Below are 18,175 nucleotides of genomic sequence, written 5' to 3'. Positions count from 1 at the left end.
CATCCGAGGCAGATATATCTGCATATCCCTTGCGAAGGAGTTCTCATGCTTTATCCCGAACTGTTCAAACAACTTGAATCCGTCCGCTGGGACATGGACAAGGACATTCCATGGGCAAGTTTTGACGCGTCCAAGCTGACCGACGAGCAGGCCCAGACCATCAAGATGAATGCCATCACGGAATGGTCTGCGCTGCCCGCCACGGAAATGTTCCTGCGCGACAACAAGGACGACAGCGATTTCTCGGCCTTCATGTCCATCTGGTTCTTTGAAGAGCAAAAACACTCGCTGGTGTTGATGGAATACCTCAAGCGCTTCCGCCCGGACCTCGCTCCCACGGAAAAGGAATTGCACGAAGTGCGTTTTGAGTTCGAACCCGCACCCGCGCTGGAAACGCTGATGCTGCATTTCTGCGGCGAGATCCGCCTGAACCACTGGTACCGCCGCGCCAGCGAATGGCATACCGAACCCGTCATCAAGCAGATTTATACCCAGCTGAGCCAGGACGAAGCCCGCCATGGCGGCGCTTACCTGCGCTACATGAAGCGCGCCATCAACAACTTCGGCAATGAAGCCAAGTCCGCCTTCACCAAGGTGGGCGTGCTGATGGCCAGCGCACGGCGTACCGCCCAGGCACTGCATCCGACCAACCTGCATGTGAACAAAAGCCTGTTTCCGCGCGACACCATCCAGAGCCGCCTGCCCAACCCCGAGTGGCTGGAGCACTGGCTCGACACGCAGATCAAGTTTGACGCGGTGTGGGAGGGCAAGGTGGTCGAGCGCATCCTGCACAACCTGAGCCTGCTGCTGAACCAGAGCTTCAAGACCGTGCAGGAACTGAACCGCTACCGCAAGGAAGTCGCCAAGGAACTGGCGGAGTCCATCGCCGCCAAGCCGGCACCTGCCGGCGCCTGATGCACGACGTCCGCTGGCCGGGTGCCTCGGGCGGCAGAAGCCGGGTGGTAACCCGGGCCTTCCGTTAAAGTGGCGGCATGCCCAGCGAGCTCCCTACCCCCTCCTCTGCCCACTTCCTGCAAAAAATAGTCCCCCGCGAAGAAGCGCGGCAGCGGCTTGCTTCAATGCCGCATCCTGTTGTCTTTACCAATGGGGTGTTTGATGTCTTGCACCGCGGGCATGCCACCTACCTGGCCGACGCACGCGCGCTGGGCGCGAGCCTGGTGGTGGCGCTGAACACCGATGCCTCGGCGCGACGGCTGGGCAAGGGCCCTGACCGGCCGCTCAACAACGAACACGACCGCGCCGCCATGATGGCTGCGCTGGAGTCGGTGAGCCTGGTCACCTGGTTTGACGAAGACACGCCGCTGGAGCTGATCCGTGAGCTCCAGCCAGATCTGCTGGTGAAGGGCGGAGATTACGACATGGACAAACTGGCGGAGACCGCGGTAGTCAAGGCGTATGGCGGCAGTGCGCGGGCAATCCCGTTTGTGGATGGCTATTCGACGACGGCCCTGGTGAAAAAAATCCGCGCTGCGCGCTGATCTGCTGATACCAGCCGGTATTGGGTATTTGGGTATTGGGAGAGCCCGGCCCGCTTTTCTCCGGAGGGAAAGCGCCCTCAGGCGGACTTCGCCACCAGCACGGCGTTGGAGCCGCCAAAGGCAAACGAGTTGGACATCACCGCGCGCAGGCCCTTGGCATCGCGTGCCGTCAGCGGTATGTAGTCCAGGTCACAGCGCGGGTCAGGGTTCTCCAGGAAAGCCGTTGGCGGCAGTTGCCCCGCGCGCAAGGCCAATACGCTGGCAATGAACTCCATGGCACCGGCGGCACCCATGGCGTGTCCGTGCACCCCTTTGCTGGAGCTGATGGGCAGTCGCCCGGCCAGATCCTGGAAGGCCAGCTTGATGGCGCTGGTCTCGACCACATCGCCGACATCGGTGGCGGTGCCATGGGCGTTGAGGTAGCCGATGTCGACTGCCTGCAATCCCGCGTCTGCCAGCGCCAGCGTCATGGCGCGCGCCTGACCTGTGGCGTCGGGCTGCGTCAGGTGGTGGGCGTCGGTGGTCGATGCGTACCCGCAGAGTTCGGCCAGTATGTTGGCGCCGCGCCTTTTGGCGCTTTCCCACTCTTCCAGGACCAGCATTGCGGCGCCTTCGGCCAGCACCAGGCCGGAGCGGTCAACGGAAAACGGACGGCATGACGTTTCGGCGCCGTCGGCATGTGGCCTGGCCAGCGTGTGCATGGCTTGCCAGGCCTTGATGGTGCCGCGGTTCAGCAAGGCTTCAGAACCACCGGCCAGCATGGCGTCGGCATAACCGTGGCGGATCTGCCGGAAAGCTTCTCCAATGGAGGTGGCCGACGATGCGCAGGCATTGGAAACTGTGCTGCTGGGGCCCTTCAGCCCGAACTCCATGGACACATGCGCGGCAATGGCGTTGTGCATGGCCAGCACGACCGTCATGGGGCGCAGCCGCGCCACTTTTTGCTCCAGCAATGCCGTGTAAGCCACATCCGTGGATCCTGCGCCGCCGCTGCCTGTGCCCAGCGAGACGCCGAAACGCTCGGGTGCGAAGCCACCCTCAGGGCCCCATCCAGCCTGCGCCATGGCTTCGCGGCCAGCCACCACCGCGAGCTGGCTGACCCGGTCCATGGTCAGGAGACGGGCGCGGGGGAAATGCTGGTCCGGGTCGAACTGGATGGCGCCGCCCAGCACGCTTTCGCTGCCGGTGGGAAAGCCAATGTCAATGCCCCGGATGCCGGAGCGGGCGGAAAGCAGGGACTCGAAGAATGCGGGAGTGCCGGTTCCAACGGCGGAAACAACGCCAAGACCCGTGATGGCTACGCGACGCATGGGCGGTTTGGCGGGCCCGACAGGGCTCAGGCGGCGGGCTTGCCTGATGGCAGCAGGGGTTCAATCAGCTGGACCATTTCGGCGAGGGTGCGCGGCGGGCTGGCCTGGTCCGGAATCTGAATGCCAAACTGGTCTTCAATCTGGAACAGAAATTCGATGACGGCGAGGGAGTCAAGGCCCAGGCTCTCCAGCGTGGCATCCGGCAGCAGTTTTTCTTCGCTGATGCCAAATGTCTCGGCAAAAAGATTAATCAAATCAGAATTCATCACGAACCAGTAAATATGTAATGCGAACCGCCATTGTCCCACCATCGATATGACGGCCGGCCTCTTCGGGCCTGTAGGGGCATTTTACAAAAGCAGCCGCGTTGTTTTAGCGCCTCAAGGCGTGTACATCTGCCTGACGGCGTCCGACAGGCTGAAGGTTCCCAATAACTCACCCAGGTAACTGATGGGCGCCGGCGCAACGGCTGCTGCACCGATTTCTGCCCGCAGGCGGGCATTGCTGAACACCGCGTCGGCCGTCAGGAACGGCAAATACGGCTGCAGCGCTTCAAACATCCAGCGTTGGCGCGCAAACTTCGGTGTGGGCACGAAATCGCGGCCGCGCATCACCATCTTGCCGATGCCGGGCATGCTGGCTTTCAGTTCTTCGGCCAGCGCCGCGAACGTCATGGAGTCTTCGCCCGTGGACACGTGATAACAATCGTGCCGGAGCTCGTCCTTGAGCAGCATCTCGGCGAAGGCGCTTGCGATGAAATCCACCGGCGCGAAGTCAAGTTTGCCCAAGGGGTCCAGCGGTACGTCGCCGAGTTCGGCCATGACCGGGATGGACCACAACATGTTGCGTGCCAGTTTGGCGTCGTCAATACCGCGCGACAGCACAATGCCTGGGCGCAAGCTGACAAAAGGATGGCCCTTGCCGCGCAGCAGGGTTTCCGCATCGCGTTTGGAGCGGATGTAGTCGTTGGCATAGCCGGCAAACGGCATGTCCTCGGTGATCATGCCGCGCGGCTCGGTGGTCACTGCCGCCGTTCCGACAAAAAAACCGCGTTGTGAGGGCCGCAGGTCTTTCAGGATGCTGGAAAAATGCTCGGCGGCCTTGAGGTTGATCGGGTAGACCCCGGCGCCGGGCTTGAACGAGGTGCTGGCAGCCGAATGCAGGATGACATCGGCAGACTGAAGGACCGCTGAACTGAGGCCAAAACCGGGCTCGACCACATCGCCGGCCTCGGCGGACACCATGTCGGCAAATTCGGGCTTCCAAAGGACGCTCTTTTTCAGGCGGTCCAGGAGGCGGTCGCGGGCTTGGTTCGAATCGGCGGCACGCACCACAGCGGTGCTGTAGACGCCGCGCGCAGCCAGAAGAAGCATTAACTCGCCGCCAATCAGGCCGGTTGCGCCCGAAAGCAGTACGCGTTTTGACATGTTAAGAAATGTAAAGCTGAGCCCGCAAGTATAAGCGAGGGGTATGGGACGGCCCACCCTAAATCGCTGGGGCGGGCCGGTCTAAATCAGCAAAATTACACGTCCTGGTTGTCTTTTACAAAGCGGTACGCGGCAATGCGTGCATTATTTCGCGGCCGGTTGCGTGCCGGGTTCGGCTGCCAGATGGCCATTTTTTTCTGTTTCACCCTTGTGCCCGCGCAATCTTGCCGCCATGCGCTTGATCAGCCGCTCAAGGTCATCGATATAGGTAAACACGGCAGGCACCACCAGCAGGCTGAGCACGGTGGAAGTAATCAGGCCGCCGATCACCGCAATTGACATCGGTGAGCGAAAGCTGGAATCGGCCGCACCGAAGCCCAGGGCAATCGGCATCATGCCCGCGCCCATGGCCAGCGTGGTCATGATGATGGGCCGGGCGCGCTTGTGGCAGGCATCCAGCAGTGCATCCCAGCGCGACAGGTTGTGGTCGCGTCGCGCGACGATGGCGTATTCCACCAGCAGGATGGAATTCTTGGTCGCGATCCCCATCAGCATGATCAGCCCGATCAGCGAGGGCATGGAAAAGCTCTTCTGCGCGATCAGCAGGCCGACGAAGGCGCCGCCCAGCGACAGCGGCAGCGCCGCAAGGATGGTGACGGGATGCAGGAAATCCTTGAACAGCAGCACGAGCACGATGTAGATGCAGAGCACACCCGTCAACATGGCCAGGCCAAAACTGGCGAACAGCTCGCCCATGACCTCTGCGTCACCGACTTCCACCACCTTGACGCCGGCCGGCAGGCTCTTGACGGACGGCAGCAATTTCACGGCTTCGGTGATGTCACCCAGCGCCCGACCCGACAGCTCTATCTCGAACTTGACATTGCGGGAGCGGTCGTAGCGGTCAATCACGGCCGGGCCGGCCGTGATTTCCAGGCTCGCCACCTGCCCCAGCATGACGGGCCCGACGCCTGGCTTGACGCTTGGAACCGCGAGGCGCTCTAGCACGCTGAGGTCCTTGCGCGCTGCCTCATCGAGTTTGACGACGATGGGCACCTGCCGCTGCGAAAGATTGAGCTTGGGCAGCGACTCTTCGTAGTCTCCGACCGTGGCAATGCGCAGGGTTTCGCCCATGGCTGAACTGGTCACGCCAAGGTCTGCTGCCCGGGCGAAATCCGGCTTGATGGCAATCTCGGGGCGTACCAGGCTGGCACTGGACGAAATATTGCCCAGGCCGGGAATGGTTCGCAGGTCCTTTTCAATCGCGAGCGCCGCAGTTTGCAGGGCATTGGAGTCTTCGGCGGTCAGCATGAGGATATAGGCCTCTCCCGAGCCACCCAGCCCCACCTTGCTGCGCACGCCTGGAAGGGTTTCCAGTGCCGTCCGCATCTTGCTTTCAATGCCCTGTTTGCGCGGACGTTCGCTGCGTTCGTCCAGCAGCACCGTGAGCGTGGCCTTGCGGGTTTCTGCCGCACCCTGCATGGCAAACGGGTCTGTACCAGCTGAACCGCCACCGATGGTGGTGTAGACGCTCTTGACGTGCTCGACCTTGCTGATCAGCAGCCGCGCGTGTTCGGCAGAAGCCTTGGTCTGCGCAAGCGACGCGCCCGGGGGAAGTTCCAGGTAAACCTGGGTTTGCGAATTGTCATCGGGCGGGATGAAACCGGTCGGCAGCAACGGGATCAGCATCACCGAACCGAAGAAAAACACCGTGGCGGCTGCCATGGTGGCGACGCGGTGTTTCATGCACCAGGCAGCTGCGCGCATATAGGTGTTCATCCACTTCGGGTCGGAATGGGCGCCCACCACCGGCTTGAGGATGTAGGCCGCCATCATGGGGGTCAGCACGCGGGCCACCACCAGCGAGGCAAACACCGCCAGCGAGGCCGTCCAGCCGAACTGCTTGAAGAATTTTCCGGCCACGCCGCTCATGAAGGCGGTGGGCAGGAACACGGCGATCAGCGTGAACGTGGTGGCCACCACGGCCAGGCCGATTTCGTCAGCCGCTTCCATGGCGGCTTCGTACGGCGACTTGCCCATGCGCAGGTGCCGCACGATGTTTTCGACCTCGACGATGGCATCGTCGACCAGGATACCGATCACCAGCGACAGCGCGAGCAGCGTGATGACGTTGATCGAAAAGCCGAGCAGGTGCATGCCGATGAAAGCCGGGATCACCGACAGCGGCAGCGCAACGGCCGACACAAAGGTGGCGCGCCAGTCGCGCAGGAATAGCCACACCACCAGCACCGCCAGAATGCCGCCTTCATAAAGCAGATGCATGGAACCGTCGTACTCTTCCTGCACCGGCGTGACGAAATTGAAGGCTTCGTGGACTTCCACTTCAGGGTACTGCTGCTTCAGCTCGGCCAGTGCCGCCTGCACTGCGGCGCCGACCGCCACTTCGCTTTCTCCCCGGCTGCGGGACACCTCAAAGCCCACGACTGGCTTGCCGTCAAGCAGCGCGGCGGCGCGCGGCTCGGCGGTTGTGTCGCTCACGGTGGCGACCTCGCTGAGGCGAATGCGCCGTCCGTCGCTGAGCGCCAGCTCAAGCTGAGCCAGCTCCTGCGCGGACTTCACCGTCGCCAGCGTCCGCATGGGCTGCTCGCTGCCGCCCAGGTCGGCGCGCCCACCCGCGCTTTCAGTCTGCACCTGCCGCAGTTGGCGGGAAATGTCTGAAGCCGTGGCGCCCAGGGCCTGCAGCTTCGAAGGGTCCAGCGCAATCCGGACTTCGCGCGAGACACCGCCCACGCGGTTGACCGCGCCGACGCCGCGCACCGCCAGCAGCTTGCGGGAGATGTCGTTGTCAACAAACCAGGACAACGCCTCGTCGTCCATGCGCGGTGAGCGGATGGTGAAGGCCAGCACCGGCTGGCTGGCCAGGTCCATCTTGCTGACCACCGGATCGCGCACGTCGCCGGGCAATTCGCTGCGGACCTTCGACACGGCCGCGCGTACATCGTCCACGGCTTCCTGTACCGGCTTTTCAAGCCGGAATTCGGCGGTCACGGTCACACCTCCGTCCTGCACCTTGGTGTAGATGTGCTTGAGGCCCTGCACGGTGGCAATGGAATTTTCAAGCTTGCGGGCCACTTCCGTCTCGAGCTGGGCGGGCGCGGCACCCGGCAACGACGCCGCAACCGTCACGGTCGGCAGGTCGATGTCGGGAAAATTCTGCACCTTCATCGCCTTGAACGACAGCATGCCGGCGAACGTCAGCAGCACAAACAGCATGACGGCGGGGATCGGGTTCTTGATTGACCAGGAGGAGACATTCATTGGGTCGCTCCTTATTTGATAGCTGCTTGCGCACGACTGGCAGGTGCTACGGCCGGATTTGCCGTAATTCCAGGAGTGGCGTCGCTGACCCGGACCAGGTCGCCATCGTTGAGGAAACCCGCCCCGCTGACGATCACTCTTGTATCGGCGGTGAGGCCGGAGGTAATTTCGACCCGGTCGCCCGCGAGCCGGCCGGTCTGCACCTTGAGCTGGCTGATGCGGTTGTCCGGGTTGAGGCGAAAGACGTAGTTGAACCCGTCGCGCACGACCAGCGCAGGTTGCGGGATGGTCAGCGCGGAGGTGCTGCCCAGATCGAATTCGCCGCGGGCAAACATGCCGGCCTTGGCCGGAGAGGCCATGCCAGCCGAAACCGGAAGGTCCACATAGACCAGCGCCGCGCGGGTCTGCGGGTCCACGCTCGGAGCGATCATGCGCACCCGGCCTTTGAGTTCGGCGCCGCTGGCAGCCATCACGCTGGCAACCGTGCCGGCCTTGATCCGGCCCAGCTCGGCCGAGGTGACTTCCGCGCGCCATTCGAGGCGGCCGCCCCGGATCAGGCGGAACAGCTCGGTGCCTGCCGGCACCACCGCCCCCACCGTTGCGGTGCGGGCGGAGATCACGCCGTTGTCGGGCGCCAGCACCTGCGTGTTTTTACCGCGCACCTGCTGAACCTCAAGGAGCGCCCTGGCGGCCTCGACACGCGCCTTGGCGGTTTGCTCGGCGGTGTTGTACTGGTTGATCTGCTGCTCGCTTAAAGCGCCCGAATTCGCCAGTGTGCGAGCACGCGCTGCGTTGTCTGCTGCATCGGCCGCATTGGCCTGGGCCTCGATCAGGCTGGCTTTGGCCTGAGCCGTGTCCGCCTGCACACTGTCGCCAGAGAACACCGCCAGCACTTGACCGGCCTTGACCTGGTCGCCCACGTTGGCCTGCACCTGCACCAGCCTGAGGCCGTTCGATTCGGAGCCGATCACGGCTTCCTGCCAGGCGGTGATATTGCCGTTGGCGCTGAGCTTCACCGGCAAGGTCACTTGAGACGGCAGCGCGGTTGCGACAGTCAATGCCGGCTTTGCAGTGGCAGCCTTGTCTTCTTTTGCGTCGGCCTTCAGAAGAAAAAAGGCCGCAGCTCCGGCAATGAGCACGGCACCAGCGATCACAGCGAGAGCGACGGGTTTGAGTTTGAAGTTTGGCATGGTGTTCAAAGGATCTGTCATAGGTGTGGCAGGGTCGGCAAACCGCGCCTCAGGGGGCGGTGAGGGCAGCAGGGGTGAAAGGTGCCGGCACATCAGAGACCAGCGGCGGCACAGGGGGTTCGGCGGTGGACCAGCCGCCGCCGAGCGCCCGGTACAGCGCAACCCAGGCGCTGCGCCGGTCGCGTTGCAACGTGACCAGTGCGCTTTGTGCGGCCAGCAGGGTGCGGCGGGCGTCTTCAAGCTCGACCAGGCTCGCCAGCCCGCTTTTGTAGCGGGCTTCGGTGCCGACGAATGACGCGCGGTAGCCTTGTGTGGCGACCAATGCATCCTGGCTGCGCTCGGCGGTGCTTTGCAGGTTGACCAGCGCTTCCTCGACTTCCCGCACGGCCTTTCGCACGCTGCCGCGGTATTGGGCGGCGGCGTCCTCGTAGCGCGCCTTGGCGGCTTCTACATTGGCCTCGCTGGCGCCGCCGTCAAAGATCGGGATGGTCAGCTGCAGCGGCCCGACGGTCCAGGTGTCAAAGCGCTGTGTGGTGCTGGCGGTGTATGACCTGTTGGCCGCAACCGAGCCGCTCAGGTTGAGCCTTGGAAAGCGTTGCGCGCGCGCGCTGCCGACTTCCAGGTGAGCGGCATCCACTTCGCGTGCCGCATTGAAGATATCGGGCCGCTGGGCCAGCACTTCCGCCGGCACGCTGATGACAGGCGCTACCGATTCCAGAGTCAGGTCGACCGGTGTGCTGGCCAGTTTTTGCCGCAGTGCGGGTTCATCGATGGCAGTCAGGGCCACCAGTGCCTTGACATCCAGGTCGCACAGTGCGCGCTGCTGGATGGCGTTGCTGTTGCCTTCGGCCGCGCTGGCCCTGGCCAATGCCGCGGTGGCGGGCGCCTGAAAACCTGCCCTGGTGCTGAGTTCCGCCAAACGTGCAGTTTCACCCCGGGATGCGGCATCGGAGCGCGCAACCTCGAGCAGCTTTTCGCAAGCGCGCAGGCTGTAGTACTGGGTGGCGACCTCGGCGGCAACCGATACACGCGCCGAATGCCACAGCGCCTGGGAGCCTTCCAGCCGCTGCTGATCGGCATCCCGGCTCGCGGCGTACTGACCAAAGAGGTCGATTTCCCAGGAGGTCTGCAACCCCACCTGGGTGGTTGTGGAAATGGGCGGCGCTGTGCGGTTCACGGGCGCCGAGCGTCCGCGACTGGCGCTGGCGGTGCCATCGAGCGTGGGCAACATGGCTGCGCCGGAAGCCACGCGCGAAGCCCGTGCCTGCTCGATGTTGGAGCGCGCTGTTGAAACGGACGGGCTGACCGATTCCGCCGCCATGATCAATTCCACCAGCAAGGGGTCATTTTGCTGCTGCCACCATTGCGACAGCCCTTTCAGGCTGCCGCCGTGGGGCAATGCGGCCGTGGTGCCCGCCGCCGGCAAAGGCGTTTGCCATTGCGCGGGAATCGAGATGGCAGGCGGTGTGTGCGGATTGTCGGAGGCGCAGCCGCCCAGCAACAGCGCACACGCGCCGAACAGCGGCCCCGCTGTCAGCCAGCGCAAGCGTTCGCATCCGGAGTCAGTTTTTTTCATGGTGTGCTGTTTTCAGTCGTGGCCTGTCAGCCGCGGGGTGATCGGAAAGGTGATTTCGGCGTGCCATTTCGACACCTACCATGGCTTCGGCATATGCCACCAGGCTGACAGCCCACTGTTCCAGGGCTTCAGGTGTTCCGAACAGCTGGGGCCGGATCGCTTCCACGACCTCGCGGCTCAGGAACATTTGAAGTGCCAGCCCGGTGATGGAAAACGCCAGCCTGTGCACCTCGTCGTCGGCTTTGGTGAGGCCTAAATGGCGGCAAAGCACGGTGACCAGCGCGGTATGCGCCGGCTTGATGCCCTGGTCGATTTCCTCGGCCCACAGGCCTGTGGGTTCCAGCATCTCACGAAAGTGGAGCTTCATGCACAGCTGCACCAGTTCACCCTGGCGCAAAGGTTCGAGGAAGCTCGAAAAAAAGCCTTCAAGGGACTGCCGCAAGGTGAAGTGGGGCTGGTTGTACAGCGCAATGTCATCGCGCGCGCTGCCCAGCGGTTCGGTGAAAACAGCCCGGTACAGGCCGGCTTTATCGCCGAAGTAATAGCTGATCGCCGCCACGTTGGCCCCCGCTGCATGGGCGATATCGCGAATCGAGGTTTTGGTAAACCCTTTTTCGGAAAACAGCCTGAGTGCCGCGAGCAACAGGTGCGCCCTGGCATGGGCGCCGTCGGAGCGCTGTTTTCGGCTTTCCCCTTCAGGCTTGGCTGGGTGCGAAGGTGTTTGAGAGGGCGGGTCGGGTGTCATGTGCCCGGATTAGAGCACATTAATCAAACAATCGATTGAATTAAATCAATTGTTTGATCTAAAAGTGGCAACCCACAGTTGCTGGATCGCGCCGCGCTCTGCCTCAAGCGCAGGCGGGTTGACCTGGGTGGGTTCTTCGTTGAGGCGTGCGCGGTGCTGGACACGCCGCAGTTCGCGGTAGGCGCTTGCCGCCCGCTGGCCGACGCCGGCCGGCAGCAGGCCGGCCGTTTCTGCGCGTTGCAGGAGCGAGATGTTGCCGACGTTGTCCCTCAATTCCGGGTGCCGGGCTGATTGGGAAAGCACCAGGAACTGCACGGCGAACTCGGCGTCCACCATGCCGCCCGCGCTGTGCTTGACGTCAAATTTTTCAGCCTTGAGCGGAGGCGGGCCTGAGACGGATCCGCCTGTGGGGTTTGGCGTTGCGTGGAGGCTTTTGACCGGATGGGCGTCGCGAACCTTTTCGCGCATGGCCACAATTTCGTTGCGAAGCGCAACGATGTCGCGCGGGGCGGTGATGACGGTCTGCCGGACCTCGTCAAACCGCAGGCGCAGCGACTCGTCACCCAGCACGAAGCGCGCACGTGTCATGGCCTGGTGTTCCCAGGTCCAGGCGGTATTGCTGCCACGCTGCTGCTGGTAGCGGGTATAGGCCTCAAAACTGGTGACCAGCAGGCCTGAATTGCCATTGGGCCGCAAGGCGGTGTCGATTTCAAACAGGTCGCCTTCGCCGGTCTTGATGGTAAGCCAGTTGATCAGCTTGCGCACAAACGCCGCATAGACTTCGGGCGCCCGCTCATCGTCGTCCTCATAGACGAACACGATGTCGAGATCGCTGCCGTAACCCAGTTCTTTGCCGCCCAGTTTGCCGTAGGCAATGATGGCGAACTGCGGTGTTTCACGGTGCCGGTTTTTGAGGCGTTGCCAGCACCAGTCGGTGGTGATGCTCAGCACCGCTTCGGCGAGAGCCGTCAGATCGTCGGCCACCTGCTCGACCGTAAGTACGCCTTCCAGGTCGCGTGCCAGGGTGCGAAACACTTCCGCATGGTGGGCGCGGCGTAGCAGGTTCAGGCAGGTTTCCTCGTCGTCCTCGCCCGTGCTCCTGAGCGCGGCCAGCCGCTGTTGCAGGTCACGCGCGAAGGCTGTGCCGTCAAAGCGTTCCTTGAGCAGCTCGTCGCTGGCCAGTTCATCAATAACGCCGGGGTGCTGCAGCAGGTAGCGCGCGGGCCATTTGGCGGCCCCCAGCAGGCGCAGCAGGCGCTCATGCACCGCAGGGCGCTCCAGCAGCAGTGCCAGGTAGCTCTCCCGCCTCAGGAGCGGTTCTATCCAGTCGATGATGCGTACGGCTGCTTCTTCGGTGACTGCGCCTTCCGCCAGCCAGGCGGCTGTGCGTTGCACCAGCCGTGTCAACCTCGCCCGGGAGTCTTCGCGCAAGGCCAGCACCCGCGGGTGCTGGCGCCACAGTGTCAGGCGCGCGCGAAACTGTTCCGGCCACTGTTCCGACAATTGCTCCAGCAGGTCTTCGAGCTGCTGCGGCGCCGCCTTGGCCGTTTTGCCGCAGCCTTTGCAGTCGGGCTTGCCGCCCAGCAATTTGTCGAATTCCCCGGCCACCAGCTCCCGGTGGGTGTCCAGTTCGCTGAGGAAAAGGCAGCAATTGCTGTAGCCCAGCGTTTCCGCGATCCATGCCAGGTCGTCATCGCGTGTCGGCAGGACGTGGGTCTGCTGATCATCGAGGTACTGGATGCGATGCTCCACCCGGCGAAGAAAATCATAGGCCCGCGCCAGCGCATCGGCGGTTTCCTGCAACATCAGGCCCGCGCGTGCCACGCGCTGCAGGGCGTCGACCGTGGGGCGGGTGCGCAACTCGGGAAACTGTCCGCCGCGCACCACCTGGAGCAATTGCACGGTGAATTCAATTTCGCGAATGCCGCCGCGCGACATCTTCACGTCGTTGGCCCGCTCCGGGTGGCCGGCGCAGCGCTTGGCGGCATGCTCGCGGATTTGCCGGTGCAAGGTGCGCAGCGCATCGAAGACGTTGTAGTCAAGGTAGCGCCTGAAGACGAAGGGCAGCACGGAGCCGCGCAGGGCCTGCGCCGAGCCGTCCTGCACGCATTCAAGCGGCGCCACCACCCGGCTCTTGAGCCAGGCAAAGCGTTCCCATTCACGACCCTGTGCCTGGAAATACTCCTCAAGCGCGCTCAGTGAAGTGGCCGCCGGCCCGGAGCTTCCGTTGGGCCGGAGCGCCAGGTCCACCCGAAACACAAAACCATGCTCCGTGGCATCACCAATCAGGCTGAAGACGGCTTTGACCTGGTGCGCGAAGTACTCGTGGTTGGATATCTGCCCGCGGCCATCGCTGCGCCCCCGGGTTTCGCCGTCGTGGTCGTAGACATAGACGAGGTCGATGTCGCTGGAAACGTTGAGTTCGCGCGCACCCAGCTTGCCCATGCCCACGACCCACATCCGGGCGCGCTCCCCGTCGGGGCCTTGCGGTGCGCCATGCAGCCCGTCAAGTTCGGCGCCCGACTCGCGCATGGCGACATCCAGGGCCAGCTCGGCCAGCTCGGTCATGGCGCAGGTCACCACGGCAAGTGGGGCCTGGCTTTCGAGGGCACCGTCACAGTCGAGCACCACCAGTCTTTCCATGACCAGCTGGCGAAGCACCCGAAGCGCCGCGCCTGTCGCCATGCCCTGCGCCAGCAGCGCGTCCAGCGCGACCTGCATGGCGGCGCGCACGGGGGCGCCCGCAGGCAGGAGGAAGAGTTGATCGGCGTAGCGGCGGCGGATGCGCTGGACGAACCGTGAATAGTCCGACGCGGCCGGCCCGGCGGCGAGTAAGGTATCAGGGCAGGCGGTTTGGGCGACGGTCATCACACTACTTCACAAAACTTCATGGTTCACTGCCGGGCGAACGCTGGCCCCGGCGGTCATAATTCTCATGTCAATGGAGCCAACGATCCCCAGCCTGCCTACCCCGCCGCCGCAACGACTGCGATGGCTTGCTCTTACCCTGCGCGTGTTGCTGTGGCTTGTTGCCACGGCCTGGGTGCTCTTTGGCCTGACCTGGTTCGTGCTGCATGGCTGGATTGTGCCGCGAATCGGGGAGTTCCGTCCGCGCCTGGAAATAGAGGCCAGCAAGGCTTTGGGGGTGCCTGTTCGCATTGGCGGAATCACCGCACATTCCCAGGGGATGATTCCTTCGTTCGAGTTGCGCGACGTGACCCTGCTCGACGCCCAGGGGCGCGAGGCCCTGCGGCTGCCGGTGATTCTCGGCGCCCTGTCCGCTTCTTCGATCTGGGGGTTGGGCTTCGAGCAGCTTTATATCGACAAGCCCGAGCTGGACATACGGCGAACCGCTGACGGAAAGATCTATGTCGGCGGCCTCGATGTTTCGCAGGACCGGGCGGCCGGCGAGAGCGCCGCTGCGGACTGGTTCTTCTCGCAGACCGAGTTTGTCATGCGAGGCGGCACCGTGCGCTGGACAGATGAAATGAATCCGGCACCACCCTTGGCGTTGACGCAGGTCGACTGGGTGATGCGCAATACGCGGCGGCGCCACCTCATGCGCCTGGATGCCACACCCCCCGCAGAATGGGGTGACCGTTTCACTGTCCGGGGCATCTTCCGCCAAGCGCTGTTGTCAAGCAGCGCCGGTGATTTTGATGCCTGGACAGGCCAGCTATTTGCCGGGTTCGACCGGGTGGATGCGTCCCGCATCAAGCCGTACCTCAACCTGGACGCACTGGGCATTGAGCTGACACGCGGGAATGGCGCGCTTCGCGCATGGGCAGATATTTCCCAAGGCCGGGTGACCGGCGGCACGGCCGATGTGGCACTGCAGGATGTAGATGCCCGCCTGGGTGCCAAGCTGCAGCCTTTGGCCTTTGATTTTGTCGCCGGGCGTGTGGGTGGCGGCCAGCGTACCAATGGTTTTGATTTCAATACCGAAGGCCTGCGCTTTCGTACCCGCGACGGCCTGCAGTGGCCAGGTGGCAATGTGGCGCTGGTGCACACAGGGGACGAGGCCGGCGTTGCGCAGCACACCGAACTCAAGGCCGACAAGCTCGATCTTGCAGCGCTCGCACAGATTGCCAATCGCCTGCCGCTTGATGCTCCCGTCCATGGGCTGATCGCTTCATTTGCCCCGAAGGGGCTGGTCGAAAGCGTTGAGGCCCGCTGGCAGGGACCGCTGGATGCCCCTGCCGCCTACGCCGCAAAAGGGCGCGTCGCCGGGCTGAGTATTGCTGCCCTGCCCGCGCCGCCCAGCCCAGCGTCAGTGCATCCCAAGCCTGGCAGGCCGGGAATCAGTGGCGCCACCATTGACTTTGACCTGACGCAAGCGGGTGGACGGGCCGGGGTCAAGATACTCAACGGCTCGCTCGACCTGCCGGGCGTGTTTGAGGATTCGCTGGTGCCGTTTGACCAGCTTTCCGCCGAGACGCAATGGAAGTTTGCGGGCCGGAAAATCGAAGCGCAGCTGAACAACCTGCGATTTGCCAATGCCGACGCGCAGGGAGAAGCGCAAGCCGCATGGCATACCGACGATGTGGTTTCCAGCAAGCCGCATGCTGCAGATGCAGCAGACCCCAGATTCCCGGGTGTGCTGGATCTGCAGGGCGTTTTGAGCCGCGGTGATGGCGAGCGGGTACACCGTTATTTGCCGCTGGTATTGCCGGACCGGGTGCGCCACTATGTGCGTGACGCGGTCGTGCAAGGCCAGGTCAGCGACGTGAAGTTCAAGGTCAAGGGGCCGCTGGCGCAATTGCCTTTCACCAACCCGGCGCAAGGGGACTTCCGGGTGACCGCCAAGGTGCGGAACGGGCACTATGCCTATGTGCCCAAATCCATACAACCGGCCGGAGCGGCGGGGTGGCCGGCCTTGACGGAACTCAACGGCGAACTGGTGTTTAACCATGCGGCACTTGAGGTCAACGACGTCACCGGCAAGGTCAATGGCCTGCCGGGTTTGCAGCTGGTCAAGGGTAATGCGCGTATCCCTGACCTGACACATGACACCACTGTCGAGGTGAACACACACCTCAAGGGGCCGCTTGCTGATGCGCTGGGGTTCGTCAACCAGTCCCCGGTTGCCGGCATGACCAGCCATGTGCTGGCCAAAGCGGTTGCGGCCGGGTCGGGCGAATACCGGTTCCGGCTGGACTTGCCTATCCACACCATCGATAAGTCCCGGGTGGACGGTACCGTCACGCTGCCCGGCAATGACCTGCAATTTGGCCTGGATACCCCAGCGCTGACAAAACTCAAGGGCGTTGTGACCGTGAGCGAACGCGGTTTCACCGTGACAGGTGCTCAGGCACGGCTGCTTGGCGGCGACGTCCGTTTTGACGGTGGCACGCGGGTGCAGGCGCGATCACCCGGCAATGCAGAGCCGGAAAGCCTGGTGGCATTCAAGGCGCAAGGCGTTGTCACCGCTGAAGGGTTGCGCCAGGCCAGGGAGCTCGGCGCGCTTTCGCGCATGGCCCAAAATGCCACGGGCAGCACTGCCTACACCGCCTCATTGGGTTTTCGCCGTGGCGTGCCTGAGCTGGTTGTCGCCAGCAGCCTGCAAGGCATGGCGCTTAACCTGCCCGCGCCCCTGAGCAAGACAGCGGAAGCGGCATTGCCGCTGCGGTTTGAGAATTCGCTTTTGCCGACCTCCATGGGGCCAGGGCAAAAGCTGGAGGACCAGCTGTCGGTGACCATCGGCCGTGTAGCGTCCATCATGTATGTGCGCGACGTCAGCGGCAGCGAACCTCGTGTGATACGGGGCGGAATTGGCGTCGGACTTGAGCCGGGGGAGACAGTGCCTGTGCAGGAGGCCGGTGTGGCGGCCAATATCAACCTGGCCCACGTGGACCTCGATGCCTGGCAAAAAATACTGGCAGATTCTTCTTCCGGCAGCGCGCTCCAGACACCTCCGCCGGTGGCTGCCACTGCGGCGACCAATCGGGCCGCCGCGAACGCGTCCCTGACTTATCTGCCGACCTCGATGGCCATTCGCGCAAAGGAGCTGGTGGTTGAAGGGCGCAAGCTGAACAACGTGGTGGTGGGCGGCTCCCGTGAAGGCCTGACATGGCGTGCAAATATCGACGCGTCGGAGCTCAATGGATATGTCGAATTCCGGCAGCCTGGCGGCATAGGCGCCGGGCGGGTCTATGCGCGGCTTTCCCGTTTGAGCCTGGCGCCAGGTACGGCCAGTGACGTGGAAGCAATCCTGAACGAGCAGCCTGCCAGCATCCCTGCCCTGGACATCGTGGTGGAAGACCTGGAACTGCGCGGCAAAAAACTGGGGCGGGTCGAGATCGACGCCGTCAACCGCGGAGCGTCTGCCGCGGCCCGCGAGGGCGTGCGCGAATGGCGCCTGAACAAGTTCAATGTGATCCTTCCCGAGGCGGTGCTGACGGCAACGGGCAACTGGGTGGCGATCAATGCCCAGAGCGTTGTGGCAAATGCGCCGCGTGCCGCGCGCGCGGCTGCCGAGCGCCGCCGCACCGTGATGAATTTCAAGCTGGACATCGCCGATTCGGGTGAGCTGCTCAAGCGCTTTGGCATGGGTGAGGTCATTCGCCGCGGCAAGGGCAAGCTGGAGGGGCAGGTCGCGTGGATGGGGTCACCTCTCAGCCTGGACTATCCCAGCATGAGCGGACAGTTCAACGTCAACGTGGAGTCGGGGCAGTTTGTCAAGGCTGACCCGGGCATCACAAAACTGCTGGGCGTGCTGAGCCTGCAGTCTTTGCCCAGGCGGCTGACCCTGGATTTTCGGGACGTTTTTTCCGAAGGCTTTGCCTTTGACTTTGTCCGCGGCGACATCAATATCAACCAGGGCGTTGCCTATACCAACAACCTGCAGATGAAGGGCGTGAATGCGGCCGTGCTGATGGAAGGCAGTGCCGATATTGCCAAGGAGACGCAGAACATCAAGGCGGTCGTGGTGCCGGAAATCAATGCCGGTACGGCTTCCCTGATTGCCACAGTCATCAATCCGGCCATCGGCCTGGGCAGCTTCCTTGCCCAGATGTTCCTGCGCAGGCCTTTGATGCAGGCGGCGACCCAGGAATTCCACATTGAAGGAACCTGGTCTGACCCGAAAATCATCAAGGTGGATCGCAAGGCACAGGCTGCAGCAGAGCCTGTTCAGGAGGTTCGGTAACC

Annotated in this window: 11 protein-coding genes; 3 read left to right on the top strand and 8 right to left on the bottom strand. The window is 63.4% G+C overall.

The window, feature by feature from the left end:
• The first annotated feature begins 45 nt into the window (after window positions 1-45).
• Together AC1DYQ_RS15685 and rfaE2 are read left to right on the top strand one after the other, a co-directional pair.
• Window positions 46-915, top strand: coding sequence for a ferritin family protein (locus tag AC1DYQ_RS15685; protein WP_457282437.1), 870 nt, complete (start codon window positions 46-48; stop codon window positions 913-915).
• 77 nt (window positions 916-992) lie between these two features.
• Window positions 993-1,499: a D-glycero-beta-D-manno-heptose 1-phosphate adenylyltransferase gene (rfaE2, locus tag AC1DYQ_RS15680; protein ID WP_477687534.1), complete on the top strand. Its 507-nt coding sequence runs from the start codon at window positions 993-995 to the stop codon at window positions 1,497-1,499.
• A 77-nt stretch (window positions 1,500-1,576) separates the two neighbouring features.
• Here the strand turns inward: rfaE2 and AC1DYQ_RS15675 are convergent, their stop codons facing one another.
• The 8 genes from AC1DYQ_RS15675 to glnE form a co-directional block, all read right to left on the bottom strand.
• Entirely contained in the window at window positions 1,577-2,809 is a 1,233-nt protein-coding gene (locus AC1DYQ_RS15675) for a beta-ketoacyl-[acyl-carrier-protein] synthase family protein (protein ID WP_477687533.1), read from the bottom strand.
• A gap of 26 nt (window positions 2,810-2,835) precedes the next feature.
• Window positions 2,836-3,075, bottom strand: coding sequence for an acyl carrier protein (locus tag AC1DYQ_RS15670; RefSeq protein WP_457282434.1), 240 nt, complete (start codon window positions 3,073-3,075; stop codon window positions 2,836-2,838).
• 114 nt (window positions 3,076-3,189) lie between these two features.
• A complete protein-coding gene (locus AC1DYQ_RS15665) occupies window positions 3,190-4,236 on the bottom strand; it encodes an SDR family oxidoreductase (RefSeq protein ID WP_477687532.1) in 1,047 nt (348 codons plus the stop codon).
• Between the two features lie 144 nt (window positions 4,237-4,380).
• The gene (locus tag AC1DYQ_RS15660; protein ID WP_477687531.1) at window positions 4,381-7,515 is read right to left on the bottom strand and encodes an efflux RND transporter permease subunit; all 3,135 of its coding nucleotides are present in this window, start codon (window positions 7,513-7,515) and stop codon (window positions 4,381-4,383) included.
• 11 nt (window positions 7,516-7,526) lie between these two features.
• Window positions 7,527-8,705: an efflux RND transporter periplasmic adaptor subunit gene (locus tag AC1DYQ_RS15655; protein WP_477687530.1), complete on the bottom strand. Its 1,179-nt coding sequence runs from the start codon at window positions 8,703-8,705 to the stop codon at window positions 7,527-7,529.
• 49 nt (window positions 8,706-8,754) lie between these two features.
• Complete coding sequence (locus AC1DYQ_RS15650) at window positions 8,755-10,281, bottom strand: efflux transporter outer membrane subunit (protein WP_477687529.1); 1,527 nt, start codon at window positions 10,279-10,281, stop codon at window positions 8,755-8,757.
• Window positions 10,268-11,026: a CerR family C-terminal domain-containing protein gene (locus AC1DYQ_RS15645; protein WP_477687528.1), complete on the bottom strand. Its 759-nt coding sequence runs from the start codon at window positions 11,024-11,026 to the stop codon at window positions 10,268-10,270. The genes AC1DYQ_RS15650 and AC1DYQ_RS15645 overlap by 14 nt, the downstream gene beginning before the upstream one ends.
• 45 nt (window positions 11,027-11,071) lie before the next feature.
• On the bottom strand, window positions 11,072-13,894 hold the full coding sequence (gene glnE, locus AC1DYQ_RS15640) for a bifunctional [glutamate--ammonia ligase]-adenylyl-L-tyrosine phosphorylase/[glutamate--ammonia-ligase] adenylyltransferase (RefSeq protein WP_477687527.1): 2,823 nt from the start codon (window positions 13,892-13,894) through the stop codon (window positions 11,072-11,074).
• 73 nt (window positions 13,895-13,967) lie between these two features.
• On the opposite strand from glnE, the gene AC1DYQ_RS15635 reads away from it, so the two are divergent.
• A complete protein-coding gene (locus AC1DYQ_RS15635) occupies window positions 13,968-18,173 on the top strand; it encodes a YhdP family protein (protein ID WP_477687526.1) in 4,206 nt (1,401 codons plus the stop codon).
• Window positions 18,174-18,175 lie beyond the last annotated feature (2 nt).

The organism is Polaromonas sp. P1_F4 (genome assembly GCF_056405675.1).
This window is presented reverse-complemented; position numbering and strand designations above follow the sequence as displayed.